At 70.4% G+C, this 23,338-nt stretch carries 22 protein-coding genes; 14 read left to right on the forward strand and 8 right to left on the reverse strand.

Going from position 1 to position 23,338, the window contains the following annotated elements:
• Positions 1–4: 4 nt before the first annotated feature.
• From AB0M80_RS29400 to AB0M80_RS29420, 5 genes are all read right to left on the reverse strand, one after another.
• Entirely contained in the window at positions 5–1,276 is a 1,272-nt protein-coding gene (locus AB0M80_RS29400; protein WP_364571416.1) for a DUF222 domain-containing protein, read from the reverse strand.
• Between the two features lie 217 nt (positions 1,277–1,493).
• On the reverse strand, positions 1,494–1,946 hold the full coding sequence (locus tag AB0M80_RS29405) for a GNAT family N-acetyltransferase (RefSeq protein ID WP_364571418.1): 453 nt from the start codon (positions 1,944–1,946) through the stop codon (positions 1,494–1,496).
• A 10-nt stretch (positions 1,947–1,956) separates the two neighbouring features.
• Positions 1,957–2,358: a GNAT family N-acetyltransferase gene (locus tag AB0M80_RS29410; RefSeq protein ID WP_364571420.1), complete on the reverse strand. Its 402-nt coding sequence runs from the start codon at positions 2,356–2,358 to the stop codon at positions 1,957–1,959.
• 82 nt (positions 2,359–2,440) lie between these two features.
• Complete coding sequence (locus tag AB0M80_RS29415; RefSeq protein ID WP_364571422.1) at positions 2,441–3,484, reverse strand: MBL fold metallo-hydrolase; 1,044 nt, start codon at positions 3,482–3,484, stop codon at positions 2,441–2,443.
• 104 nt (positions 3,485–3,588) lie between these two features.
• A complete protein-coding gene (locus AB0M80_RS29420) occupies positions 3,589–4,413 on the reverse strand; it encodes a phospholipid scramblase-related protein (RefSeq protein WP_364571424.1) in 825 nt (274 codons plus the stop codon).
• Positions 4,414–4,534: 121 nt separating this feature from the next.
• On the opposite strand from AB0M80_RS29420, the gene AB0M80_RS29425 reads away from it, so the two are divergent.
• The 4 genes from AB0M80_RS29425 (at position 4,535) to AB0M80_RS29440 (ending at position 9,054) form a co-directional block, all read left to right on the forward strand.
• Positions 4,535–5,572, forward strand: coding sequence for a methionine synthase (locus AB0M80_RS29425; RefSeq protein WP_364571426.1), 1,038 nt, complete (start codon positions 4,535–4,537; stop codon positions 5,570–5,572).
• A gap of 83 nt (positions 5,573–5,655) precedes the next feature.
• A complete protein-coding gene (locus tag AB0M80_RS29430; RefSeq protein ID WP_364571428.1) occupies positions 5,656–6,360 on the forward strand; it encodes a hypothetical protein in 705 nt (234 codons plus the stop codon).
• 11 nt (positions 6,361–6,371) lie between these two features.
• Positions 6,372–8,567 carry an NAD-dependent DNA ligase LigA gene (gene ligA / locus AB0M80_RS29435; protein WP_364571430.1) on the forward strand — a complete coding sequence of 732 codons (2,196 nt, stop codon included), beginning with the start codon at positions 6,372–6,374 and terminating at the stop codon, positions 8,565–8,567.
• Positions 8,560–9,054: a GNAT family N-acetyltransferase gene (locus AB0M80_RS29440; protein ID WP_364571432.1), complete on the forward strand. Its 495-nt coding sequence runs from the start codon at positions 8,560–8,562 to the stop codon at positions 9,052–9,054. Before ligA ends, AB0M80_RS29440 begins: the two co-directional genes overlap by 8 nt.
• Positions 9,055–9,126: 72 nt before the next feature.
• Here AB0M80_RS29440 and AB0M80_RS29445 read toward each other — a convergent pair whose 3' ends face one another.
• Positions 9,127–9,780: an amino acid-binding protein gene (locus tag AB0M80_RS29445; RefSeq protein WP_364571700.1), complete on the reverse strand. Its 654-nt coding sequence runs from the start codon at positions 9,778–9,780 to the stop codon at positions 9,127–9,129.
• 236 nt (positions 9,781–10,016) lie between these two features.
• On the opposite strand from AB0M80_RS29445, the gene gatC reads away from it, so the two are divergent.
• From gatC to AB0M80_RS29485, 8 genes are all read left to right on the forward strand, one after another.
• On the forward strand, positions 10,017–10,316 hold the full coding sequence (gene gatC, locus AB0M80_RS29450) for an Asp-tRNA(Asn)/Glu-tRNA(Gln) amidotransferase subunit GatC (protein WP_364571434.1): 300 nt from the start codon (positions 10,017–10,019) through the stop codon (positions 10,314–10,316).
• On the forward strand, positions 10,313–11,830 hold the full coding sequence (gene gatA / locus AB0M80_RS29455) for an Asp-tRNA(Asn)/Glu-tRNA(Gln) amidotransferase subunit GatA (RefSeq protein ID WP_364571436.1): 1,518 nt from the start codon (positions 10,313–10,315) through the stop codon (positions 11,828–11,830). The genes gatC and gatA overlap by 4 nt, the downstream gene beginning before the upstream one ends.
• Positions 11,827–13,332, forward strand: a complete 1,506-nt coding sequence (gene gatB / locus AB0M80_RS29460) for an Asp-tRNA(Asn)/Glu-tRNA(Gln) amidotransferase subunit GatB (RefSeq protein WP_364571438.1) — start codon at positions 11,827–11,829, stop codon at positions 13,330–13,332. The genes gatA and gatB overlap by 4 nt, the downstream gene beginning before the upstream one ends.
• Positions 13,333–13,340: 8 nt before the next feature.
• Complete coding sequence (locus AB0M80_RS29465) at positions 13,341–13,871, forward strand: hypothetical protein (RefSeq protein ID WP_364571440.1); 531 nt, start codon at positions 13,341–13,343, stop codon at positions 13,869–13,871.
• A 258-nt stretch (positions 13,872–14,129) separates the two neighbouring features.
• Positions 14,130–15,230, forward strand: a complete 1,101-nt coding sequence (locus AB0M80_RS29470; protein WP_364571442.1) for a Gfo/Idh/MocA family oxidoreductase — start codon at positions 14,130–14,132, stop codon at positions 15,228–15,230.
• Positions 15,227–16,144 (forward strand): PmoA family protein, encoded by a 918-nt coding sequence (locus AB0M80_RS29475; protein WP_364571444.1) that lies wholly within the window; start codon positions 15,227–15,229, stop codon positions 16,142–16,144. The genes AB0M80_RS29470 and AB0M80_RS29475 overlap by 4 nt, the downstream gene beginning before the upstream one ends.
• A 10-nt stretch (positions 16,145–16,154) precedes the next feature.
• Positions 16,155–16,886, forward strand: a complete 732-nt coding sequence (locus AB0M80_RS29480) for a cupin domain-containing protein (RefSeq protein ID WP_364571446.1) — start codon at positions 16,155–16,157, stop codon at positions 16,884–16,886.
• Positions 16,886–18,028: a Gfo/Idh/MocA family oxidoreductase gene (locus AB0M80_RS29485; protein ID WP_364571448.1), complete on the forward strand. Its 1,143-nt coding sequence runs from the start codon at positions 16,886–16,888 to the stop codon at positions 18,026–18,028. Before AB0M80_RS29480 ends, AB0M80_RS29485 begins: the two co-directional genes overlap by 1 nt.
• 385 nt (positions 18,029–18,413) lie before the next feature.
• Here the strand turns inward: AB0M80_RS29485 and AB0M80_RS29490 are convergent, their stop codons facing one another.
• On the reverse strand, positions 18,414–19,622 hold the full coding sequence (locus AB0M80_RS29490; RefSeq protein ID WP_364571450.1) for a PQQ-dependent sugar dehydrogenase: 1,209 nt from the start codon (positions 19,620–19,622) through the stop codon (positions 18,414–18,416).
• 65 nt (positions 19,623–19,687) lie between these two features.
• Between AB0M80_RS29490 and AB0M80_RS29495 the strand changes: the two genes are divergently transcribed.
• Positions 19,688–20,596, forward strand: coding sequence for a 2-hydroxyacid dehydrogenase (locus AB0M80_RS29495; protein ID WP_364571452.1), 909 nt, complete (start codon positions 19,688–19,690; stop codon positions 20,594–20,596).
• 37 nt (positions 20,597–20,633) lie between these two features.
• A complete protein-coding gene (locus AB0M80_RS29500; protein WP_364571454.1) occupies positions 20,634–21,209 on the forward strand; it encodes a DoxX family protein in 576 nt (191 codons plus the stop codon).
• 199 nt (positions 21,210–21,408) lie between these two features.
• On the opposite strand, the gene ilvD is transcribed toward AB0M80_RS29500, so the two are convergent.
• Entirely contained in the window at positions 21,409–23,253 is a 1,845-nt protein-coding gene (gene ilvD / locus AB0M80_RS29505) for a dihydroxy-acid dehydratase (protein ID WP_364571456.1), read from the reverse strand.
• Positions 23,254–23,338: the final 85 nt, after the last annotated feature.

Consider the following 23,338-nt stretch of genomic DNA (forward strand, 5'->3'; position numbering starts at 1 on the left):
TCGGTCACTTCCGTGGCTTCTTCCGGAGTCGGTTCGCCCGCCGGCGACCCGGGTGCATCGACGGGGGCGTTGTCGAATGCACCTGCCCGGCCGGCGTCGCGACGTTCACGGTGCCGCCCGGCGTGACTTCGTAGTCCCAGCCAGGCTGTCCCTTCAGCTTGCGGTGTCGCGAGCAGAACGTGACCAGCTGATCTGCAGCTCCTTCGGCCTCGCCCTTCGCGCGAGTCCCTTCGATTCCGCAACTCTGCGCGGGACGCGTGCATCCGGGTTGCCGGCACTCCTGGTCGCGGACCCGGATGAACTCGTTCTGCTCGAGCGGGTAGCGCGTCGGAGACAGTTCGACCGCCTGACCGGTTCGTGGGTCGGTGAGCACCCGACGCAGCGTCGTGTCAGGCCCGCCGATGATGTGGCGAGCCAACGCAGCCGCGACAGGCCCGCGACCAGCCAATGTTGCCGGAGACTGGTTGAGCCCGAGGTAGGTGGCCACGTCGATGTGCAGGAACACCTCGGTGCGTGCGCTCGGCCCTCCAGTGCCGCTGAGCAGCAGATCGATGGCTACGTCCGCTCGGAGCTGATCCAGCGTTCGCGGCTCGTCGGTTGTCTTCAACGCCCGGGCGGCCTGGTCGACGCGGGCGTAGGCGGCGGTTGCCTTCTCGGTCGGTGCGTTGTTGACCGACAGGTGGGTCACGCCGGTGTCTTGGTGGTGCAGGCTGAGTCGCCGCTCGACGAGCTTTCGCTCGGTGCGGAGCTCTGCACCCTCGGGATCGGCCTGCGCGGCCGCGTAGGCCGCTGCCCGGCGGACCTGTGTGGCGTTCCGCCCTGGAACCCGATCCTCGAGCGTCGCGTCGACGACGCGTACGTGATCTCCCGACAGCCATGCCGTCGCATCAGTGACCTTCATGGCGCGATACAGGTCGAGCCGGCCGTCGTCCATGAGGTTGAGCATGCGGGGGAGGCGGGCGATCAGCGCGTTGGCCGCGGAAACGATGGCACTGGCGCGATGTTCCGTTATGGACAAGGCCAACGCGACTTCCGACGAGGCGCTGGACGCCCGTCTCCGGCGCACGCTCAGATCCGCGATCGCTCTTAGCTGGAGTGCTTGCAACTTCGAGATCTCGGCTTCGCTATCGCGGATCACGTCGACGACCTGTTCGTCTTTCATGTGCTGCAGGGTGTTCGGGTCAGCTCGGACTGAACGCAGCACGAACGGGAGTTCGTCGTCGCTCTGGGACGCAGTGGCAGGGACGAGCTTGCGGACTGGCTGGGAAGGTGTCATGAACCCGACCGTACGACGGCTCGCGGGGAAAGTCATCGAGATTCAGGGGAATGGGTGGCAAAAGGGAGCGAACGGTCCGTTCGCGCCCTTCGCGGCTTGACGGATCGCAATTGTTTCGGGATGGTTCGCGTGCGTAGGCGCCCGCGTCACGCTCATGGGAGGGTCAATGTCCGAAATAGACAGTCGTTGCTTTGATGTGCGTAGAGGGCTTTGCCGCTCAGAGCTTGAGCTTGAAACCCGTGTGGCTCGGCACGAATCCGAGGCGCTCGTAGAAGCGGTGCGCTTCCGTCCTGGAGGTGTCCGACGTGAGCTGTACCAGGGCGCACCCGCGCCGCCGCGACTCGTCGATCGCCCAGCGCATGAGCTCGGCGCCCAGTCCGGTGCCTCGATGGTCGGCGTGGATCCGCACGGCCTCGATCTGACCCCGAAGGGCACCGCGCCTGGCGAGGCCGGGGATGATCGTGAGCTGCAAGGTGCCGACCGGCGCGTCTCCGCAGGCGACGATCACCAGAAGCTGATGGGGATCCCCGTCGATCTCGTCGAAGGCACGCAGGTACGGCTCGAGGTCGCCGGGATCGTCCCGGCCGGCGCCGAGCTGATCGTCCGCCAGCATGCGCACGATCGCACCGATGTCCTCACGCCGTGCCCTGCGGATGGTGTATTCGGCCACGCCGCCAGTATCACAGGACTCGGGTGAAACCTTGGTAGCTGTACTCGAAACCGAAGCGTGCGTAGAAGTCTCGCAGGTCGCCGCGGTTGAGGCCCGAATCGAGGTGGACGCGCGTGCAGCCACGTCGGCGGGCTTCGTCGATGCCCCAGGTCAGGAGGGCGCTGGTCACCCCACGCCGAGCGGCGCGGATGCCCTCGAGCAGGCCACGGGGCGCGCCGTCCCAGGCGAGACCTCGAAGCACTGTCAGTTGTGCGGTGCCGGCGACGCCGTTGTCGTCCTCGGCCACGACCAGCGTGACGTGCGGAGTGTTCGTGAGTTCCCGGAGCGCGGCTGCCAGCGGTTCGCCCGGTGCGCCGAACAGGCGCACGAGCGCCTCGACGTCCGTCGCCCGGGCACGTCTGATGACATCCATTTCACCCAGTATGCAGGAGGCCGGACGACGGACATAACTGCAACGAGGCGGCTACCCGCAGTGCTGACCGCGTGCGGGGCCCTCACGTCACCGTGTAACGCCGAACCCCGTCGACAGCTTGGGCGTTCAGTTTGCCTTGTGACACCAGGAGGTCGAGGTGCGCCGCGGTTTCGAGGACCGCGAGCATCCGGTTGAAGGAGTCCATTTCGGACAGGTTGCGGTTGCGGCGGGTCCAGCCGATCCGGTGCGCGGCCTCGTACGCGCTGCTGGCGCCGGCCGCGATTTGCGAGGCTATCGTCTCAAGGCGTTGCCGATGGTGCTCCAGCAGTTCGTCGACTCGGGTGTGCACGCTTTCGGACACCGGGCCGTGCGCGGGAAGCATGCGGCGGTCCGGCATGGCGCGCACCAAGCGAAGCGAGTCGATGAAGTCGTTGAGCGGCAACTCGGCCGGCACGGGCTGGAACCCGATCGAGGGCGTGATGTGTGGAAGCACGTGGTCACCGGAGAACAACAGGTCGGCTGTGTCGTCGACGAAGACGACGTGCCCCGACGTGTGTCCCGGAGTGGCGACGACTTCGAATTCGCGCCCGGGCAGGATCGGCCGCGGACCCGGTGTCAGCCATTCGTCGGGCCCTTCCCAGAGGTCGGCTTCCGTGTGCCGGCGGTCCGTGCCGAACTCCCGGGCCAGCGCTTCCACGACTTCGCCGGCTCCGGCCTGGAACAGGAGATCGACCTGTGCCTCCATCGGCAGCCGGTCGGGATTGCCGGATGCTTTGAGCGACGGCTCTTCGTCCTGGCCGAGGGCGATCTTCGAGCCGAACTCACGGCGGAGGACCACAGCTTGCGAATAGTGGTCCCGATGCACGTGGGTCACGAGGAACTCGCTGACGTCGGCGAGTTCGGCTCCGATCCCGCCGAGGGCGGCCGCGAGCTGTTGCCGGGCCACGGTCAGCGCCCAGCCGGAGTCGACCAGGACCAGCTTCTTGCCGTCGGTGACCGCGTAGACGTTGACCGCGCGCAAAGCGTCGTTGGGCAGCGGCAACGGGATCCGGTAGACACCGGCCGAGACCTCGTAGATTCCGGCCTCGGTCCAGTTCCTGTCGCTGCTTTCCGGCAACGGTTCCACGGTGACCTCCGTCCCGGCGAGACTGCGGTGTCCCGGCCCTTCTTCACCCTGAGCCGTGCCGGGCTCGCTGTCCACCTGGCGGAGATGAGACGCCGGTCACTTGCTCAGTCGGTGTCCTGCTTCAGCGCGGTGTCGATCGTCAGGGCCGCGGCGACCACCATGCTGGCGAGGGGATCCGGCAGGGGGTGCGGGATCTCCACGACGTAGTTGTCGGCCGTGGTGAAGGCGGCTTTGAGGAACCCGCCCCAGGTCTTGGTCACCCGGGCGACCTCGGTGCCGGCGTGGTCGCGAATCGAGAAGTTCCAGGCGCGCCAGTTCTCCGCGAAGATCCCGCCGACCGAGCGGCCGTCAACGACGAAGCCGAACCGGATCTTGCCGAAGACGTTCTCCTGGACGATCTCGCCGATCGGGGTCTCGTCCGCCCTGGTGACGAGGAATCGGGACTTGAACACCTTCGCGGGCCGGGTCACCTTGAGCACGGTGCTGTGGTTCGCGTCGCGGACCTCGAACTTGTGGGTCAGGAACTGGTCGTAGTTGGTCAGGAGCCGGATCGCCTTCTTCAGCGTGCTCTGGCCCACCTCGACGACCCCGCCGAGCCGGTTGCCGTGCTGGTCGAAGACGCCGAACTCGTTGGCCATCTCGATCAGCTTGGCGCGCTGGTTGACCACCAGGACCGGCTCGGTGAACAGGGTCCCGCCCCCGCTGTGCACGCCGCCTCGGCCGCGTGTCGCGCGATTGACCTGGTTCTGGATCCGGGCCGGGTCGTGGGCGCGTTCGATGTCCAGTTCGATCGGCTCGGAATCGCTCGGTGGCGGGGACTGGTAGGCCGGCCGGGTGTCGGCGGTCCAGGACTGGCCGTCCCACCACCGGTGCAGACGGGGGTCCCGCGCGTCCGGGTACCAGCCTGGCTGCGGTGGCGAACTCGTCATGGCCGGTCAGCCTATCGCCGCGGGGCCGTCCATGGTGTCGCTCAACGGAAATGCGGTGAATGTCCGCATCCTGATGCCCCGGCCGGGGCCAGTAGTCGGGGGTCGACCAGAATCGGTGGTCGTGAGTGAGCGAATCTGGCCCAGCGGGGCCGCGACGGCGATCGGATCGATGCCGGGCGACGATCCCGTCGAAGCGGCGGCGGTCGTGTTCGGTGAGCTGCCCGACTTCCCGCATCTGCCCGAGTTGCCGGCCCGCGGCGTCGGGGCGGACATGCTCGGCCGGACCGCCGCGTTGCTGGTCGACCTGGCTGTCGAGGTCGTGCCGAGCGGCTACCGCGTCGCGTCCCGGCCCGGACACGAGCACCGGCGGGCCATCGACCTGCTGCGCTGGGATCTCGACGCCGTCCAAGAGGCGCGGGAGAAGGCCGGGGTCACGCCGCCGGTCTTCAAGGTCCAGCTGGCCGGGCCGTGGACGCTCGGCGCCGGGATCGAACTGTCCCGGGGCCATCGCGTGCTCACCGATCGCGGCGCCCTTCGGGACTTCACGTCGTCTCTGTTGGACGGCCTCGTCGAACACGTCGCGGAAGTGCAGGCCAGGACGGGCGCGCCGGTGGTGGTCCAGTTCGACGAACCGTCGTTGCCGGCGGTGCTGGCCGGCGACCTGTCGACGCCCTCCGGTTACGGGAACGTCTCGGCGGTGCCGGCGCCCGAGGCCCGTCAGCTGCTGACCACCGTGATCGACGGCGCCCGGCGCATCACCGGCCAGCCGGTCATCCTGCACTGCTGTGCCGAGAAACCGCCGCTGGGCTTGCTGCGTGAGGCCGGCGCGGACGCCCTCGCCTTCGACCTGATCGCCCTCGACGGTGCCTCTGCCGCGTTCCTCGACGAGATCGGCGAAGTGTGGGACGGCGGGGCAACGCTGTTTCTGGGCGCGGTCCCGACGACCTCTCCCGCGTCTCCGCTGAGCCTGAAGGACGTCGGAGAGCCGGCGTTCCGGCTGGCCGACCGGCTCGGCTTCAACCGCAGCGTCCTCGCCGAACGAGCCGTACCGACACCCGCCTGCGGTCTCGCCGGCACAACGCCGGAATGGATGCGACGGGCCCTCTCGATGACGCGAGACCTCGGCAAAGCCTTCGTGGAGCCGCCGGAAGGCTGGTGACGCAATCGGGCGACTCGCCGACGTCCGCGGCGGCCGGCAAGTAGCGTGTCGGATAGCCGACCGAACGAGGATCACCCGTAACCATGCGTCTGTTCCGCCGCAAGAGCGCCGCCGCCGATCCGCCCGACCCGCGCACCGCGTGGCCCGAGCAGCCCGTGCCGGAGAACCCGGCGGCCGCCGCGGAGGCGTTCTGGCACGGCTGGTTCGAGCTGCTCCCGATGGTCAGCGCGGCGCTGGGCGAGGGTGAGCCGCACCGGGTCGAGCATGAGCTCTGCCAGCTCGTCGAGGCCCTGCACCCGCGGTTGCACTTCTCGCTCGAGCGTGGTCGCCAGGCGATCTACGCGCTGGTCGTGACCGGCCAGGAAGATCCCGAAGTGCGGCCATTCACCGACGCGTGGCGGGCCGTCGCGCCGCCGGACGACGCGATCTGGGAATACCACGACTCGGTCCCGCCGGTGCCCGATCCCACCGAGGTGACGGTGAACCTCGGCGAGCACCGGATCGCTCTGGCCGAGGTCCGGGTCGTCGCTCAGGTCGACGACGACGAGCACGTGGTCGACGTCGCGGTCTTCCACCCCGGCTTCGGAGACCTCGACGAAGCCGCCCGGCAGACCATGACCTTCCTGCCCCTCGACGCCACACTGGGTGAACGGCTCGCCGCCGAACGGTTACGGCGCGTCGAGACCGCAGAGGTCGAGCCGACCGGCGCCATCACCCTTCTGGAGTTCCGTGAGCTGGTCCGCGGGCTGGGCAGCGGACCGGACGAAAATGTCGGTACCGCCAGCTAGGGTTACTACCCGTGAGCAGCACCGAACTTCCCCAGGACCAGGTTGCGGCGGTCGACGCCCCGGTGGCCGCGGAGGACGTCACCGACGTCCCGGCCGACGTTCGTGAGCGGTACAGTGCCCTCGCCGAGGAACTGCGCGACCACCAGTTCCGCTACTACGTCCTGGACTCGCCGATCATCTCCGACGGGCAGTTCGACGAGCTGCTGGGCGAACTGCAGCGGCTCGAGGAGGCGCACCCGGCGCTCGTCACACCGGATTCGCCGACCCAGCGGGTCGGAGGCACGTTCTCGACCGAGTTCACTGCGCACGACCACCTCGAGCGCATGCTCAGCCTGGACAACGTGTTCGACCACGACGAGTTCCTGGCGTGGGTGGAACGCGTCGAGAAGGAGGCCGGGCGCACCGAGTTCCTCGCCGAGCTGAAGATCGACGGCCTGGCCATCAACCTCCTGTACGAAAACGGCCACCTGACCCGGGCGCTCACGCGGGGTGACGGCCGGACCGGTGAGGACGTCACGCTCAACGTCCGCACACTCGACCAGGTACCACCGACGCTGACCGGCACCGACGAGTTCCCGGTGCCCGCCCTGGTCGAGGTGCGGGGCGAGGTCTACTTCCGCGTCGAGGACTTTCTCGAGCTGAACGCGAAGATGGTCGAAGCGGGCAAGCCGCCGTATGCGAATCCGCGCAACACCGCGGCCGGCTCGCTGCGGCAGAAGGATCCCAAGATCACTCGCGAGCGTCGGCTGCGGCTGATCTGCCACGGGCTCGGCAAGCGCGAGGGCTTCGAGCCGCAGCGCCAGTCGGAGGCGTATGACGCGCTGGCGGCGTGGGGCCTGCCGGTGTCGCCGCACAGCAAGGTCCTGACTTCGGCCGACGAGCTCACCGCGCACATCGCCTATTGGGGCGAGCACCGGCACGACGCCGAACACGAAATCGACGGCGTGGTCATCAAGGTCGACCAGGTGGTGTTGCAGCGGCGGTTGGGCACGACTTCGCGTGCGCCACGGTGGGCGATCGCGTACAAGTACCCGCCGGAAGAGGCGATCACGACGCTGCTGGACATCCAGGTCGGTGTCGGGCGGACCGGGCGGGTGACCCCGTTCGCGGTCACCGAGCCGGTCACGGTCGCCGGGTCGACCGTGGCCAGGGCCACCCTCCACAACCAGGAGGAGGTCAAGCGCAAGGGTGTGCTCATCGGCGACCGGATCGTCATCCGGAAGGCCGGGGACGTCATTCCCGAGGTCCTCGGGCCGGTGGTGGACGCGCGCACGGGCGACGAACGCGAGTTCGTCATGCCCACCCACTGCCCGGAATGCGGCACGGAGCTCGCCTACCAGAAGGAAGGCGACAAGGACATCCGCTGCCCGAACACCCGGTTCTGCCCCGCGCAACTGCGGGAGCGGCTCTTCCACCTAGCCGGGCGCGGCGCGTTCGACATCGAGGTCCTCGGGTACGAGGCGGCGGTCGCGCTGCTCGACGCGCGGGTGGTCGCCGACGAGGGCGACGTCTTCGACCTGAGCGAGGAGAGTCTCGCCGAGGTCGAGCTGTTCCGCACCAAGGCGGGCGAGCTGTCGGTGAACGCGCGGAAGCTGCTCGCCAACCTCGACGCGGCGAAGGACCGACCGCTGTGGAAGGTGCTGGTCGCCCTGTCTATCCGGCACGTCGGACCGACGGCGGCGCAGGCGCTGGCCCGTGAGTTCGGTTCGATCGAACGGATCGAGCAGGCCACCGAGGAGGAGCTCTCGGCGGTCGACGGCGTCGGCCCGACCATCGCCCACGCGACGCAGGAGTGGTTCGAGGTCGCTTGGCACCGCGAGATCGTCGAAAAATGGCGACGCGCCGGCGTGCGGATGGAAGAGGAGCGCGACGCGTCGATCCCGCGTCACCTCGAGGGCCTGTCGATCGTGGTCACGGGCTCGCTCGACGGCTTCTCCCGCGACGAGGCCAAGGAGGTCATCATGGCCCGCGGCGGCAAGGCCGCCGGGTCGGTCTCGAAGAAGACCGCGTTCGTCGTCGTCGGCGACTCGCCTGGTTCGAAGTACGACAAGGCCGTTCAGCTCAAGGTGCCGGTGCTCGACGAAGCCGGCTTCCGCGTCCTGCTGGAGCAGGGCCCCGAGGCAGCGCGGGAGGTGGCGCTGCCCACCGGCGATGAGACCGCCGAAGACGAGACCGCCGAAGACGAGACGGGGGGCACGAATGGGTGATGTCGAGATCCGGCCGCCGCGGCCGGAGGAGTACGCCGCGGCGGGCGAGGTCACGGTGCGGGCGTACGAAGCAGACGGTCACCTGGCCGACGACGTCGGCTATGACGCGAAGCTGCGTGACGTCGCGCGGCGGGCCGAGGAGGCCGAGGTCCTCGTCGCCGTGGACGGGGCGGGGCTGGTGGTCGGCACTGTGACCATCGTGCATCCGGGGTCTGAATACGCCGAGATCTCGCGTCCGGGCGAGCTGGAGTTCCGGATGCTCGCCGTGGCGCCGTCGGCGCGTGGCCGTGGCATCGGCGAAGCCTTGCTCAAGGCCGTGCTCGATCGCGCTCGCGCGCGGGGACTTCGCAGAGTCGTGCTGAGCAGCGGCGACCGGATGCACAGCGCGCATCGGCTCTACGAACGTCTCGGCTTCGCGCGTCTGGTCGAGCGGGACTGGCGGCCGTTCCCGCACGTCAACCTGATCGCTTATCAGCTGGACGTTTGACCTGGGCGTTGTCGGAAAAGGGGACGAACCCGCGCGGGTTCGTCCCTTTTCGACGACGTGACTGTCTTCGCGTCAGCCGTCGAGGACGACCGCGACGATGCCGGCGAGGTGGGCGAGCCGGGCGACCTCGGCGGCGCGGAAGTTCGGGCCGCCGGGCCGGGCGACGAGCAGCGCCTTGCCCGGTTTGCCGAGCGGGGTCGCGGCCAGCTCGGTGCCGAGCTCCTTCCACGTCTCCGGGATCCAGTCCTCTTCACTGTCGAGGACCGTCGCGCGCCCGAGCGGCAGCCAAGGCAGGTCGGTGATCGGTGTCTCCGGGGCCGCGCTGGACGAGGCCAGCCGGACCGCGCCGGTCTCGGCGTGTTCGACGATCATCGCCCAGCCGGCGCGCACGATCCGGGGAACGCCCTCGGCGAGGATGTCGAGGCCGGACTTCGGCTGCGCGGCGATCTCTTCGACGAGTTCGAGCTCGCGATGCGTGTCCAGGACACCCGCATAGGGACGGACCGCGTCCACTTCGACGCCCTCGACGCTCTCCGCCGCCGTGATCAGCGCGTCGGGCAAGCGGCCCGACGGGAGCTCGACCACCAGGTCGTCGACGGCGACTCCGCTGCCGCGTTCGACGACGTCCACGCTGAGGATGTCAGCGCCTACCGTGCCGAGCGCCGTGGCGACCGCGCCGAGGGTCCCCGGGCTGTCCGGAAGGAGGACCCGGATCAGGAACGACACCACGCGCCCCTCTCACCTCTGGCGTCCCAGCCTTGCCGTGGGACGCTCGATGCCGGTCGCCGATTGTGACAGACCCACCCGGCTTGCGGGACCTGCTGTCCGCCGGACGGGATGTGAGCGTCGCCGGACGGCAGCCGGCCTGCGCCGGGCGTAACCCAGTCGAGTCCGCCCACGCCGCCACCATAGACTTGCAGCTTCCGAGACAACCCGCACAGCACAACCCGGGAGTCACCCGCGTGCCCAACATTTCCCGAGACGAGGTCGCGCACCTCGCGAAGCTGGCCAGGCTGGCCGTGACCGACGACGAACTCGATGTCTTCGCCGGCCAGCTCGACCAGATCCTGGACTCGGTGGCCAAGGTGAGCGAGGTCGCCGCCGACAACGTGCCGCCCACGTCGCACGCCGTGCCGCTGACGAACGTCTTCCGACAGGACGTCGTCGTCCCCGGGCTCTCGCAGCAGCAGGCGCTGGCCAGTGCGCCGGCCGCCGAGGACGGACGTTTCCGGGTGCCGCGGATTCTGGGGGAAGAGCAGTGACCGAGCTCATCAAGCTGACCGCCGCAGAGCTGGCGGAAAAGATCCACTCGCGCGAGGTGTCCGCGGTCGAGGTCACGCAGGCCCACCTGGACCGGATCGCCGAGGTCGACGACCACATCCACGCGTTCCTGCACGTCGACACCGAGGGTGCGCTGGCCGCGGCCAAGGCCGTCGACGAGGGCATCGCCGACGGCCAGGCGCCCGCGTCGCCGCTGGCCGGTGTGCCGCTCGCGCTCAAGGACGTGCTGACCACCGAGGGCGTGCCGACGACCTGTGGTTCGAAAACGCTCGAAGGCTGGATTCCGCCGTACGACGCGACCGTGACGCGCAAGCTGCGTGAGGCCGGTGTCGTCATCCTCGGCAAGACCAACATGGACGAGTTCGCCATGGGGTCGTCGACCGAAAACTCCGCGTACGGCCCGACGCACAACCCGTGGGACCACGCCCGCATCCCGGGCGGGTCGGGCGGTGGCTCGTCGGCGTCGATCGCGGCCTTCGAGGCGGCCATCGCCATCGGCACCGACACCGGCGGTTCGATCCGGCAGCCCGGGTCCGTGACCGGCACCGTCGGGGTCAAGCCGACCTACGGCGGGGTGTCGCGGTACGGGCTCGTCGCGTTTTCGTCGTCGCTCGACCAGGCCGGCCCCTGCGCGCGGACGGTGCTCGACGCGGCGCTGCTGCACGAGGTCATCGCCGGGTACGACCCGCGGGACTCGACCTCCATCGACGCGCCGGTGCCGCCCGTCGTCGCCGCTGCGCGCCAGGGTGCGAACGGCGACCTGAAGGGCGTCAAGGTCGGCGTCGTCAAGGAGTTCGGCGGCGACGGCTACCAGCCCGGCGTGCTGCGGTCGTTCCAGGCCGCGGTCGAGCAGCTGCGCGCGCTCGGCGCCGAAGTGGTCGAGGTCTCTTGTCCGCATTTCGTCTACGCGCTGCCCGCGTACTACCTGATCGCGCCGAGCGAGTGCTCGTCGAACCTCGCGCGGTTCGACGCCATGCGCTACGGCCTGCGCGTCGCCGACGACGGCACGCACAGCGCCGAAGAGGTCATGTCGCTGACGCGGGAAAAGGGCTTCGGCGCCGAGGTCAAGCGGCGCATCATGCTGGGCACCTACGCGTTGTCTTCCGGCTACTACGACGCCTACTACGGCTCGGCGCAGAAGGTGCGCACGCTCATCACGCGTGACTTCGACGCCGCCTTCGAACAGGTCGATGTCCTCGTTTCGCCCACGACGCCGACCACGGCGTTCAAGATCGGCGAGCGCGTCGACGACCCGATGGCGATGTACCTCGCCGACCTGTGCACGATCCCGTCGAACCTCGCCGGCAACGCCGCCATGAGCGTGCCGAGCGGGCTGTCCGACGAGGACGGGTTGCCGGTCGGCCTGCAGATCATGGCCCCGGCGCTGGCCGACGACCGGCTCTACCGGGTCGGCGCCGCCTACGAGGCCGCCCGCGACGCCGCCGCCGGTGGCTCGCTCGTCCACAAGGTCCCGGAGCTGGGAGGAACGAAGTGACTGCCGTGGCCGAGTTGATGGACTACGCCGACGTCGTCGAGCGGTTCGATCCGGTGCTCGGGCTCGAGGTGCACGTCGAGCTGAACACGAACACCAAGATGTTCTGCGGCTGCCCGAACGAGTTCGGCGGCGAGCCGAACACGAAGGTCTGCCCGACCTGCCTCGGCCTGCCCGGGGCGCTGCCGGCCGTCAACGGCAAGGCCGTGGAGGGCGCGATCCGGATCGGTCTCGCGCTGAACTGCGAGATCGCCGAGTGGTGCCGGTTCGCCCGGAAGAACTACTTCTACCCGGACATGCCGAAGAACTTCCAGACGTCGCAGTACGACGAGCCGATCGCCTTCAACGGCTACCTCGACGTCACGCTCGACGACGGTGAGGTCGTGCGCGTGGAGATCGAGCGCGCGCACATGGAGGAGGACACCGGCAAGTCGCTGCACGTCGGCGGGGCCACCGGCCGGATCCACGGCGCCGAGCACTCGCTGCTCGACTACAACCGCGCCGGCGTGCCGCTGATCGAAATCGTGACGAAGCCGATCGAGGGCACCGGCTCGCGGGCGCCCGAGGTCGCGCGCGCCTACGTGTCGGCGTTGCGTGACCTGCTTCGCGCGCTCGACGTGTCCGACGTCCGGATGGACCAGGGCTCGCTGCGGTGCGACGCGAACGTTTCGCTGATGGCGAAGGACGCGACCGAGTTCGGTACCCGCACCGAGACGAAGAACGTCAACTCGCTGCGCAGCGTCGAGCGCGCTGTCCGCTACGAGATGACCCGGCAGGCGGCGATCCTCGCCGACGGCGGCACGATCAAGCAGGAGACGCGGCACTTCCAGGAGGCCGACGGCACTACGTCGCCCGGTCGGACGAAGGAAACCGCCGAGGACTACCGGTACTTCCCGGAGCCTGACCTGGTTCCGATCGCGCCGTCGCGCGAGTGGGTCGAGGAGCTGCGCGGCACGCTGCCGGAGATGCCGTCCGAGCGGCGGAAGCGGATCCAGCAGGAATGGTCGCTTTCCGACGAAGCCCTGCGTGACCTGCTGAACGTCGGTGCCGTCGACCTCGTCGCGGCCACGGTCGAAGCCGGCGCGTCGCCGGACGAGGCGCGCGGCTGGTGGGTCAACACCCTGGCTCAGGAGGCGAACGCCCGCGAGGTCGAGTTGGCCGATCTGGCGATCACGCCGAAGCAGGTGGCCGAGGTCATCGGGCTGGTTTCGTCCGGCGAACTGACGAACAAACTGGCCAAGGAGGTCGTCCAGGGTGTGCTCGCCGGTGAGGGCGAGCCGCGCGATGTCGTCGAGAAGCGCGGGCTGAAGGTCGTCTCGGACGACTCGGCTCTGCTCGCGGCGATCGACGAAGCCCTGGCGGCGCAGCCGGACGTCGCGGACAAGATCCGTGGCGGGAAGGTCGCCGCGGCGGGCGCGATCGTCGGCGCGGTCATGAAGGCGACCAAGGGGCAGGCCGATGCCAAGCGAGTCCGCGAGCTGATCATCGAGCGCGTCGGTTCCTGACCGTTTTCATGACACAGCCGTTCTCCGTCAAAAGCGTCACCTGGCGCGAGTGGCTCGGCCTGGCGGCCGGGCTGCTCGCGCTGGGTTCGACGTTCCTGCCGTGGACCACGCTGACCACGAGCAAACCGGACATCGAAGACATCCTTTCGCAGCTGCCGCACGGTGACGTCGTCCGCGACGCGTGGCACTCGAGCTTCTTCGCCTGGTGTCCGCCGCTGCCGTTGTTGCTGGCCGGGTTGGTCGTGGTCGTTTTCGGGCGAATCCAGAACCTGCGGGTCAGCGGCCTGCCGCACCTGTGGCTGGTGGTCGCCGCGGCGTCGGTGCTGCTGATGGCGCTGGGCTGGCTCACCCTGGACTGGGAGTTCGACGCCGATCAGCGCGGCATCTTCGAGGCGGCCGGAGTCGCCATCGGACCCGGTGTCGGCCGGTTCCTCGGACTGTTCGCCGCCCTGGTGTCCGGCGTTGCCGCTTTCCTGGACGCGCGGGCGATGCGCGCCGAAAGCCGGCAGCCGCGGAAGACTCGCAGCAAGAGCCGCTGATCTTCGCCGGCATCTTCCCCCGGCCCCTTCGGTAGGAGTCCTGCCGCTGGAGAATTTCCGACCGGGTGGCCGAGTCGTCCGACCGGTTGATCGCGCCCGTTGACAACGTTGACATTCTCGGTGCCCGTTGCGTGAGAAAGCGCTTTCTGGAACGGTCGGAGAGGCGTAGCTCAGCCGCGGAGATCGCCGCCCCTCTCGGGGAGGACGGGCGGCGCGGACCGGTGCTGCAGGGGCGCCGGAACGAGAGGGGAGGCCCGGTTGACCCAGGGAAAGCGCTTACGGGTCGCCGTCGTCGGAACCGGGGGCATTGCGGACAGCCACCGGGCCGCCTACCTGGCCCACCGTGACGACGTCGACATCGTGGCCGCCGCCGACGTCGACGAGGCCAGGGTCGCCGCGTTCTGCGCCCGGACCGACCACGCCCAGCCCTACCACGACCTCGACACCCTGCTCGCCGAGCAAGAGCCCGACCTCGTCTCGATCTGCACGCCGCCGAGCCTGCACGTCGAGCAGACCAAGCAGGCGCTCGAGAGCGGTGCCTGGGTCTGGTGTGAGAAGCCGCCGTGCCGGTCGCTCGCCGAATACGACGAGATGACCGTCGCCGAACGGGACGGTGGTCCCTACGTGTCCTTCGTCTACCAGCAGCGGTCCGGCTCGGCCGCCGCGCACTTCCGGGCCCTGCTCGCCGGCGGGGAACTCGGCCGTCCGCTCGTCGCGCACTGCCAGACCACCTGGTACCGCGATGCCGCCTATTACGCCGTGCCGTGGCGTGGGCGTTGGGAGACCGAGGGCGGCGGACCGGCCATGGGCCACGGCATCCACCAGATGGATCTGCTGCTCCACCTGCTCGGCGAGTGGGCCGAGGTGCGCGCGATGACCGCGCGGCTGGTGCACGACGTCGAGACCGAAGACGTCTCCACCGCGCTCGTCCGGTTCGAGTCGGGGGCGCTCGCGACCGTCGTCAACAGCGTCCTCTCGCCGGACGAGGTGAGCCGGATCCGGATCGACTGCGAGCACGCCACCGCGGAGCTCACCCACCTCTACGGGTACGGCGTCGAGAACTGGCACTACACCCCGGCCCCGGGCGTCGCCGGGGATGCCGCGGAGCGCTGGCGCACGCCGCCCGCCGACGTCGGCAGCTCGCACGCCGCCGCGTTCACGCCGGTCCTCGCCGCGTACCGGGCCGGACGGAGGCCACCGTGCAGCGGGGACGACGGACGGCAGGTGCTCGAGTTCGTCGCGGCGCTGTACAAGTCCGCGTCCACCGGGCTCGGCGTGCGCCGCGGGGAGATCGTGCCGGGTGACGCCTTCTACCGCTCCATGGCCGGCACCGGCACCCGGACCGGAGCACGCGGATGAGCGCGGCGATCACGGTGACCCACCGGCACGGCGAGCACGTCTCCGTCGAGGCCGGCGGGGTCCAGCTGATGTCCTATGTGTACAAACCGGACCCCGTGGCCTTCGAGTCGCGCAAGCCGTACGCCCACCCGCTGCGCACTCTCGGCGGCCGGCACGTCAGCGGATACCGGCCCGCCGACCACCGGTGGCACAAGGGCCTGCAGATGACGTCGAGCCACCTGTCCGGGCAAAACTTCTGGGGCGGCCACACCTACGTCCCCGGCCAGTGGTACCAGGACCTGCCCGACCGCATCGGCTCCATGCGGCACGACGAATTCGCCGGCTTCACCGTCGAACGTGCTCGGCTCAGCCTCACCGAACACCTCACCTGGGTCGCCAACGGCGGTGACGAGTGGGCGCGGGAGCGGCGCGACATCGTCGTCCACTCGGTCGAGCCGGCCGAAGGGGCCTGGGCGCTCGACTGGGGGATCGAGCTGACCAACATCCGCGACACCCCGCTCGTGTTCGGCAGCCCGACCACGGCCGGCCGCGAACTGGCCGGCTACACCGGCCTGCACTGGCGGGGGCCCCGGGACTTCGGCGGGGGCCGTGTCCTCGGGCCCGGCGACCTCGAGGGCGAGGCGATGATGGGCGTGCAGGCCCCGTGGCTCGCGTTCGTCGGCGAACACGACGACGTCGATGCGCATTCGACGCTCGTCTTCGCGCACTCGCCGGAAAACGACAAGGCGATCCACGAGTCGCACTGGTTCGTCCGTTCGCAGGAGACGCCCATGGTCGCCTTCTCGTGGGCGTTTTTCGAGGAATTCGCCCTGCCGCCGGGCGAGAGCTTCACCTACCGCTATCGGATCGTCGTCGCCGACGGGGCCTGGGACCGCGACCGGGTGACGCGGTACCTCGAGAGCCACGGATTCTGAGGGACACGACATGCACGAGTTCCCGCTACCGGGTGGCATCGGCGTCTCGCACCTGCGCGCCTACGACTGGGCGGCCGAGGACGGCGTCTGCGGTGGCAGCCCGCACCTCCACCTCGCCTGCACCGAGGCCTACGTCGTCACCGGCGGACGAGGCGCCGTCCAGACGCTGAGCATCGACGGCTACGTGGAGACGCCCCTGGAAGCCGGGGTGATCGCGTGGTTCGCGCCCGGCACCGTGCACCGGATGGTGCAGGACGACGGCCTGCGCGTCACGGTGCTCATGCAGAACAGCGGGCTGCCGGAGGCGGGGGACGCCGTGTTCACTTTCCCGCCCGACGTGCTCGCCGACGCGGCGGCCTACGCCCAGGCCGCGGCGTTGCCGAAAACCGACGACGCCGCGCGGCGCCGCCGTGACCTGGCCGTTCGCGGCTATCTGCCGCTGCGTGACGCCTTGCGGGACGGCGATCCCGGACCGCTCCGCGCGTTCCACCGTGCGGCCGTCGCGCTCGTCGCGCCGAAGGTCGCAGAGTGGGTACCGCGCTGGCGGGCCGGGGCCCTGCGGGCCGCCGAACTGACCGGCGCGCATCTCCAGGCGCTCGCCGACGGCGACGGGAGCCACCTCGACCGGTCCGGCCTCCGGGTCGCGACGCCGTCGAACCCGGACGGCTACGGCATGTGCGGACGCCGTGCCGAATACGACATCCCGTGGGACGGATCCCTCGACCAGGAAGGCTTGCAGTGATGAACCAGTCCAGCATCGGAGTGCTGCTCAACGGGGTGACCGGCCGGATGGGCTACCGGCAGCACCTGCTCCGGTCGGTCCTGGCCATCCGCGAACAGGGTGGCGTCACCCTGCCGGACGGCCGCCGCGTGCAGCTCGAACCGATCCTCGCCGGGCGCAACGCCGCGAAACTCAAGGACCTCGCCGATCGGCACGGCCTGACGGCGTGGACCACCGACGCCGACTCGGCGCTGTCCGACGTCCAGATCTACTTCGACGCGCAGCTGACGTCGGCGCGCGAGCCGTCGGTGCGGGCGGCGATCGCCGCGGGCAAGCACGTCTACGCCGAGAAGCCCCTTGCCGAATCGCTGCCGGCGGCGCTGGAGCTGGCCGGGCTCGCGCGGGACGCCGGGATCTGCCACGGCGTCGTGCACGACAAGCTGTTCCTGCCCGGGCTGCGGAAGCTGCGCCGGCTGGTCGACGGCGGGTTCTTCGGGCGGATCCTGTCGGTGCGGGGCGAGTTCGGCTACTGGGTGTTCGAGGGCGACTGGCAGGAGGCGCAGCGCCCGAGCTGGAACTACCGCGCCGAAGACGGCGGCGGGATCGTGCTCGACATGTTCTGCCACTGGAACTACGTGCTGGAGAACCTCTTCGGCCGCGTTTCGGCGGTGACGGCCAAGGCGGTGACGCACATCCCGCGCCGTTGGGACGAGCAGGGCGAGGCGTACGCGGCGACAGCGGACGACGCCGCGTACGGCATCTTCGAGCTGGAGTCGGGGGCGATCGCGCAGATCAACTCGTCGTGGTCCACGCGGGTGTTCCGCGACGAGCTGGTCGAGTTCCAGGTCGACGGCACCGAGGGCAGCGCGGTCGCCGGGCTGCGGCGCTGCCGCGTCCAGCACCGCTCGGCGACGCCGAAGCCCGTCTGGAACCCGGACCTGCCCGCGACCGAGCAGTTCCGCGACCAGTGGCAGGAAGTGCCGGACAACGCCGAGTTCGACAACGGCTTCAAGGCGCAGTGGGAGGAGTTCGTGCGGGACGTGGTCGCCGGGCGGCAACACCGGTACGACTTCTTCTCGGCCGCCCGGGGGTTGCAGCTCGCGGAGGCCGGGCTGGCCTCGTCGGCGGAGGGGCGCCGGGTGGAACTGAAGCCGCTGAGCTGACCCGGCCGCCGGACGAGGTGGGCGGCACCGGCCGTGCCCGGTGGGGGGTTGGGCACGGTCGGGTCGCGGACCGCCTACGGCAGCTACCGCGCGGCTGGCCGGACCGCGGTGGTTCCGGCGGGCGGCCGGGCTTGACCGTGCGGGCAGGGGCGGGTGGGGACGTGTCGTCGCGGCGACCAGGCTTGACTGTGCGCGCCGCACCGGAGTCGGGATGTGCTGCCGCGGTGGCCAGACTCGACCGTGCGGGTCGCGGCGGGGACGTGCCGCCGCCGAGGTCGCGGCTCAGCTGCGTGGGCCGCCGCGGGTTCCGAATCGGCACGCGACGGCTGACGAACTCGCCCGGATCACGGCCTGGTCGATAATCGGCGAGCGGCGAAACCCCAGCTCAGTCCTTGCCGTTGCCGCCGCCGGAGGTGGCTGGGGTGATCAGCACCACCCGGTCGTCGCTCGACACCGGGGTGCCGCCGTCCTTGTTGACCGTGCCCGCCACCGCCAGCTGCGGGTTGATCATGCTCATGCCCGCGAGCCGCCCGTATGTCACCGGTGGCTTGCCGGTCTTTCCGTCGAGGGTGACCGTCGGCTTGCCGCTGATCGCGCCCTCCGGGGTCACCGGCAGGCTCTGCAGGTTGCCGGCCAGGGACGTGCCGACCGAGAGCGAGCCGTTCGCGTCGACGAAGTCGGCGCAGCCCGCGACGCCCGGCTTCTCCGGCCACGTCCACGCCGGTGTCGTCAGCGGCCGGCCGGCCTGGACCCGGTAGAGGACGTCCTTGTCGGCGAGCCGGTCGGTGATCCAGACGCGACCACCGTCGGCGGATGCGCACACCCCGCCCGGGGCGTGCAGGCCGGTCGCCACCACCAGCGAGCCGTTCGGGTTGCCCGCCGCGGCCTTGCCCGACGTGTCGATGCGCAGCAGCTTCCCCGCGAGGGAGTTCGCGTCGGCCGCGGCGTTCGGGTTGCCCGCGTCGCCGGTCGCGACCAGCAGTGCGCCCCGGTTGTCGGTGCCGATCGTGCCGCGGTTGCCGGACGCGCCCTTCGGGATGCCGGTGAGCACCGGCTTCGGCGCCTGGCCCTTCGCGAACCGCACGACGCGGTTGTCGGTCGCCGTCGTGAGGTAGGCGAACACCAGCTGGTCCTCGACGTACGACGGCGAGAGCGCGAGCCCCGTCAGGCCGCCGTCGCCGGCCGCCTGGACGTCGAGCTTCGCGAAGTCCGTCGCGTCCTTGCCGCCGGTCACCAGCAGGACGCGGCCGCTCTTGCGCTCGCCGGCCAGCGCGCTCGGCGTGGAGCCGTCACCCGGCAGGCCGGCCACCGCGGCGACGGTGTCCAGGCACGTCGCGATCACCGACGGGTCGAAGTCCTTGCAGCCCTGCGGCGGCGGCACCGGCGTGACCGACTGGCCTGGCCGGGCCTGCTTGCCGTCGCTCCCGGAATCCGCGCCGGGGCCCTGGACCTCGGGCGGCGACTCGGGGCTCGGCACGGGGGCGGGGCTGAACGTCTGGCCCGCCGCGGTGTCGTCGAACCGCGCGCACCCGGCGGGCAGCAGGACGCCGCAGGCCAAGATCGCCAGCAGGGCCGAGCGGTACCGGGTGCGCATGATCCCCCAGCCTAGGGGCCGGTGCGTGAACCATGGGTGAGTACTCCTCGATTACGTTGGGGATCATGACGCTGACCGTGCTGGTGCCCGACGACGAGGGCATGACCGTGCTCGCCGAGGTCCCGCGGGTCCTGCCCGTGCGCTACCAGTGGGGCGAGCCGGTGCCGCCCGAGGCCGCGAAGGCCCAGGTCCTCATCCCCGGCAAGCACCCGCCGGGCGAGCAGCTGTGGCGCACGCTGCCGAACCTGAAGCTGATCCAGCTGCTGTCCGCCGGCGCCGAGGACTGGGTCGGCAAGGTGCCCGACGGCGTCCTGCTGTCCACCTGCCGCGGCGCGCACGGCGGGAGCACCGCCGAATGGGTGGTCGCCGCGCTGCTGTCGATTTACCGGAAATTGGACGTCTTCGCCACGGCGCAGCGCGCGGGGCGGTGGGAGCGGCAGACGGCCGACACACTGCAGGGCAAGCGGGTGCTCGTCGTCGGCGCCGGCGACCTCGGACAGCACCTGCAGCGCCGGCTCGAGCCGTTCGACGCGCGCTGCACGATGGTCGGGATGACCGCGCGGGAGGGCGTGCACGGCGTGCGCGAACTGCCCGGGCTGCTCGACCTGCACGACGCCGTGGTGCTGATGGTGCCGCTGACCTCCCGCACGCGGGGGATGGTCGACGCGGAGTTCCTGGCCCGGATGCGCGACGGCGCGGTGCTGGTCAACGTCTCCCGCGGCGCCGTCGTGGACACCGACGCCCTGGTCGCCGAATTGACCACGGGCCGGCTGCGGGCCGCCCTCGACGTCACCGACCCCGAGCCGCCGCCCGCCGGGCACCCGTTGTGGACGGTGCCGGGCCTGCTGCTGACCCCGCACGTCGGCGGGGCCGTGCGCGGGGTCCGTGGCCGTTCGTACGCCGTCGCGGCGGCGGAGATCGCCCGGTACGCCGGCGGGGAGCTGCCGGACAACCTCGTGCACGGGGAGTACTGAGCTCGCCAGGCTCGCGCCGATCCCCTAACCTTCGCGCGTGAGCAGTGGAGACGACGTTTCGCAGCAGCCCACCAGCCTCCTCTCGGGTGTGGAGGACAACGGGGCCGACGACGTCCCACGCCAGGGCGGGCTCGGTCTCGGCCTGCTCATCCTGCGGCTGGTGCTCGGCGTGACCATGGGCGCGCACGGCCTGCAGCACCTGTTCGGCCTGTTCGGCGGGCCGGGCATCGGCGGGTTCGCGCGGGTGCTGGAGACGTTCGGCTACCACAAGCAGACGACGCTGCTGTCGTGGATCACCGGCGTCACCGAGGTCGCCGGCGGCGTGCTGGTGATCGTCGGGCTGTTCACGCCGCTGGCGGCGGCGGGCCTGCTCGGGGTCGCCGCCAACGCCGTGTACGCGAAGTTCCACGGCGGGTTCTTCGAGGGCCAGGGGCAGGGTTTCGAGTTCGAGCTGCTGCTCGCGGCGGCGGCGCTGAGCCTGCTGTTCACCGGGGCCGGGCCGATCTCGCTGGAGCGGAACACCCCCTGGCGGAAGCGGCCGCTGCCGTTGGGGCTGGTGGCGCTGCTGCTGGCCGCGGCGGCCACGGTCGTGGTCATCGTTTTGACGCGCTGACGGCCGGGCCGCGGTTGTCCTGGCTGGGGACAACTCGGTGCGGGGCGGCCGGCCTGGGGACAACTCCGGTTCGCGGATCCGGAATTGTCGGTGGCTGCCGGTAACGTTGAAATCGGGGGTCCCCCTGGCGGCGGGGCTGCTTTGGGCACCGAAAAGGCCGCCCCGGGAGTGGGACGGCCTTCTCGGACTTCAGCCGGGTTTACTTGTTCACGTCGCGGACCGCGCCCGTGTCGGCCGAGGTGGCCATCCGGGCGTACGCGCGCAACGCCGCCGTCACCGGGCGCTGGCGGTCCTTCGGCTGCCACGGGCGCTCGGACGCCTCCATCTTCGCCCGCCGCTCGGCCAGCACCGCCTCGTCGACCAGCAGTTCCAGGCGCCGCTCGTGGATGTCCAGCAGGATGCGGTCGCCGTTCTCGACCAGGCCGATCAGGCCGCCCGCCGCCGCCTCCGGGGAGATGTGGCCGACCGAAATGCCCGACGAACCGCCCGAGAACCGGCCGTCCGTGATCAGGGCGCACTTCTTGCCCAGGCCCGAGCCCTTGAGGAACGCCGTGGGGTGCAGCATTTCCTGCATGCCGGGGCCACCTGCCGGGCCCTCGTAGCGGATCACCAGCACCTCGCCCGGCTGGATCTCCTTCTTGAGGATCGCCGACACGGCCTCCTCCTGGCTCTCCAGCACCCGCGCCGGGCCCTCGAAGTGCCACAGGTCCTCGTCGATGCCCGCGGCCTTGATCACCGCGCCGTTCTCCGCCAGGTTGCCGCGGAGGATCGCCAGGCCGCCGTCCTTCGTGTACGCGTGCTCGACGTCGCGGATGCAGCCGCCCGCCGCGTCGGTGTCCAGCGACGACCACCGGTTCGACGTCGAGAACGCCTGCGTCGTGCGGACTCCGCCCGGCGCCGCGTGGAACAGCTCCAAAGCCGTGTCGGACGGCGAAGCGGCCCGGATGTCCCAGGCGGACAGCCAAGAGTCGAGGTCGGGGGAGTGCACGGACCAGACGTCGGTGTTGAGCAGCCCGCCGCGGTACAGCTCGCCGAGGATCGCCGGGATGCCGCCGGCCCGGTGGACGTCCTCCATGTGGTAGTCGGAGTTCGGCGCCACCTTCGACAGGCACGGCACGCGGCGGCCGATCGCGTCGATGTCGGCGATCGTGAAGTCGACCTCGCCCTCCTGCGCGGCGGCGAGGACGTGCAGCACCGTGTTCGTCGAGCCGCCCATCGCCATGTCGAGCGCCATCGCGTTCTCGAACGCGGCCTTCGACGCGATCGAGCGCGGCAGAGCCGAAGCGTCGTCCTCCTCGTACCAGCGGCGGCACAGCTCGACGACGGTCCGCCCGGCTTCCTCGAACAGCGCGCGGCGCGCGGCGTGCGTCGCCAGCGTCGAGCCGTTGCCCGGCAGGGAGAGCCCCAGCGCCTCGGTGAGGCAGTTCATCGAGTTCGCGGTGAACATGCCGGAGCAGGAACCGCAGGTCGGGCAGGCCGAGCGCTCGACGATGTCCAGCCCGTCCTCGTCGACCTCGCTGCTGGCCGACGCGGCGATCGCCGTGATGAGGTCGGTCGGGGCCTGCGCGACACCGCCCACGACGACGGCCTTGCCGGCCTCCATCGGGCCGCCGGAGACGAACACGACCGGGATGTTCAGCCGCATCGCGGCGTTGAGCATGCCCGGGGTGATCTTGTCGCAGTTGGAGATGCACACCAGCGCGTCGGCCTGGTGCGCGTTGACCATGTACTCGACCGAGTCGGCGATGATCTCGCGCGAAGGCAGCGAGTACAGCATCCCGGAGTGGCCCATGGCGATGCCGTCGTCGACGGCGATGGTGTGGAATTCGCGCGCGACGCCGCCGGCTTCCTTGATCGCCTCGGCGACGATCTCGCCGAGGTCCTTGAGGTGCACGTGGCCGGGCACGAACTGGGTGTAGGAGTTGGCGATCGCCACGATCGGCTTGCCGAAGTCACTGTCGGTCATGCCGGTGGCGCGCCAGAGCGAGCGCGCGCCCGCCGCGTTGCGGCCGTGGGTGGTGGTCCGGGAACGGAGAGGCGGCACGAGAACTCCCAGGTCAAAGGGTGGCCGGCAAAACTGGTCCTACCAATTTACGCTGTCCGGCACAGCCAGTCCGTTGAGGGTGGGG

Source organism: Amycolatopsis sp. NPDC051045 (assembly GCF_040682955.1).
Taxonomy (GTDB): Bacteria; Actinomycetota; Actinomycetes; order Mycobacteriales; family Pseudonocardiaceae; genus Amycolatopsis.

Bases quoted from the DNA above. Each gene is read 5' to 3' on its own strand.
- AB0M80_RS29430 (WP_364571428.1), top strand. From the start codon at position 5,656: ATGCGTCTGTTCCGCCGCAAGAGCGCCGCCGCCGATCCGCCCGACCCG.
- AB0M80_RS29480 (WP_364571446.1), top strand. From the start codon at position 16,155: ATGCACGAGTTCCCGCTACCGGGTGGCATCGGCGTCTCGCACCTGCGC.
- AB0M80_RS29490 (WP_364571450.1), bottom strand. From the start codon at position 19,622: ATGCGCACCCGGTACCGCTCGGCCCTGCTGGCGATCTTGGCCTGCGGC.
- AB0M80_RS29485 (WP_364571448.1), top strand. From the start codon at position 16,886: ATGAACCAGTCCAGCATCGGAGTGCTGCTCAACGGGGTGACCGGCCGG.
- AB0M80_RS29440 (WP_364571432.1), top strand. From the start codon at position 8,560: ATGGGTGATGTCGAGATCCGGCCGCCGCGGCCGGAGGAGTACGCCGCG.
- AB0M80_RS29495 (WP_364571452.1), top strand. From the start codon at position 19,688: ATGACGCTGACCGTGCTGGTGCCCGACGACGAGGGCATGACCGTGCTC.
- AB0M80_RS29475 (WP_364571444.1), top strand. From the start codon at position 15,227: ATGAGCGCGGCGATCACGGTGACCCACCGGCACGGCGAGCACGTCTCC.
- AB0M80_RS29410 (WP_364571420.1), bottom strand. From the start codon at position 2,358: ATGGATGTCATCAGACGTGCCCGGGCGACGGACGTCGAGGCGCTCGTG.
- AB0M80_RS29465 (WP_364571440.1), top strand. From the start codon at position 13,341: ATGACACAGCCGTTCTCCGTCAAAAGCGTCACCTGGCGCGAGTGGCTC.
- AB0M80_RS29420 (WP_364571424.1), bottom strand. From the start codon at position 4,413: ATGACGAGTTCGCCACCGCAGCCAGGCTGGTACCCGGACGCGCGGGAC.
- AB0M80_RS29400 (WP_364571416.1), bottom strand. From the start codon at position 1,276: ATGACACCTTCCCAGCCAGTCCGCAAGCTCGTCCCTGCCACTGCGTCC.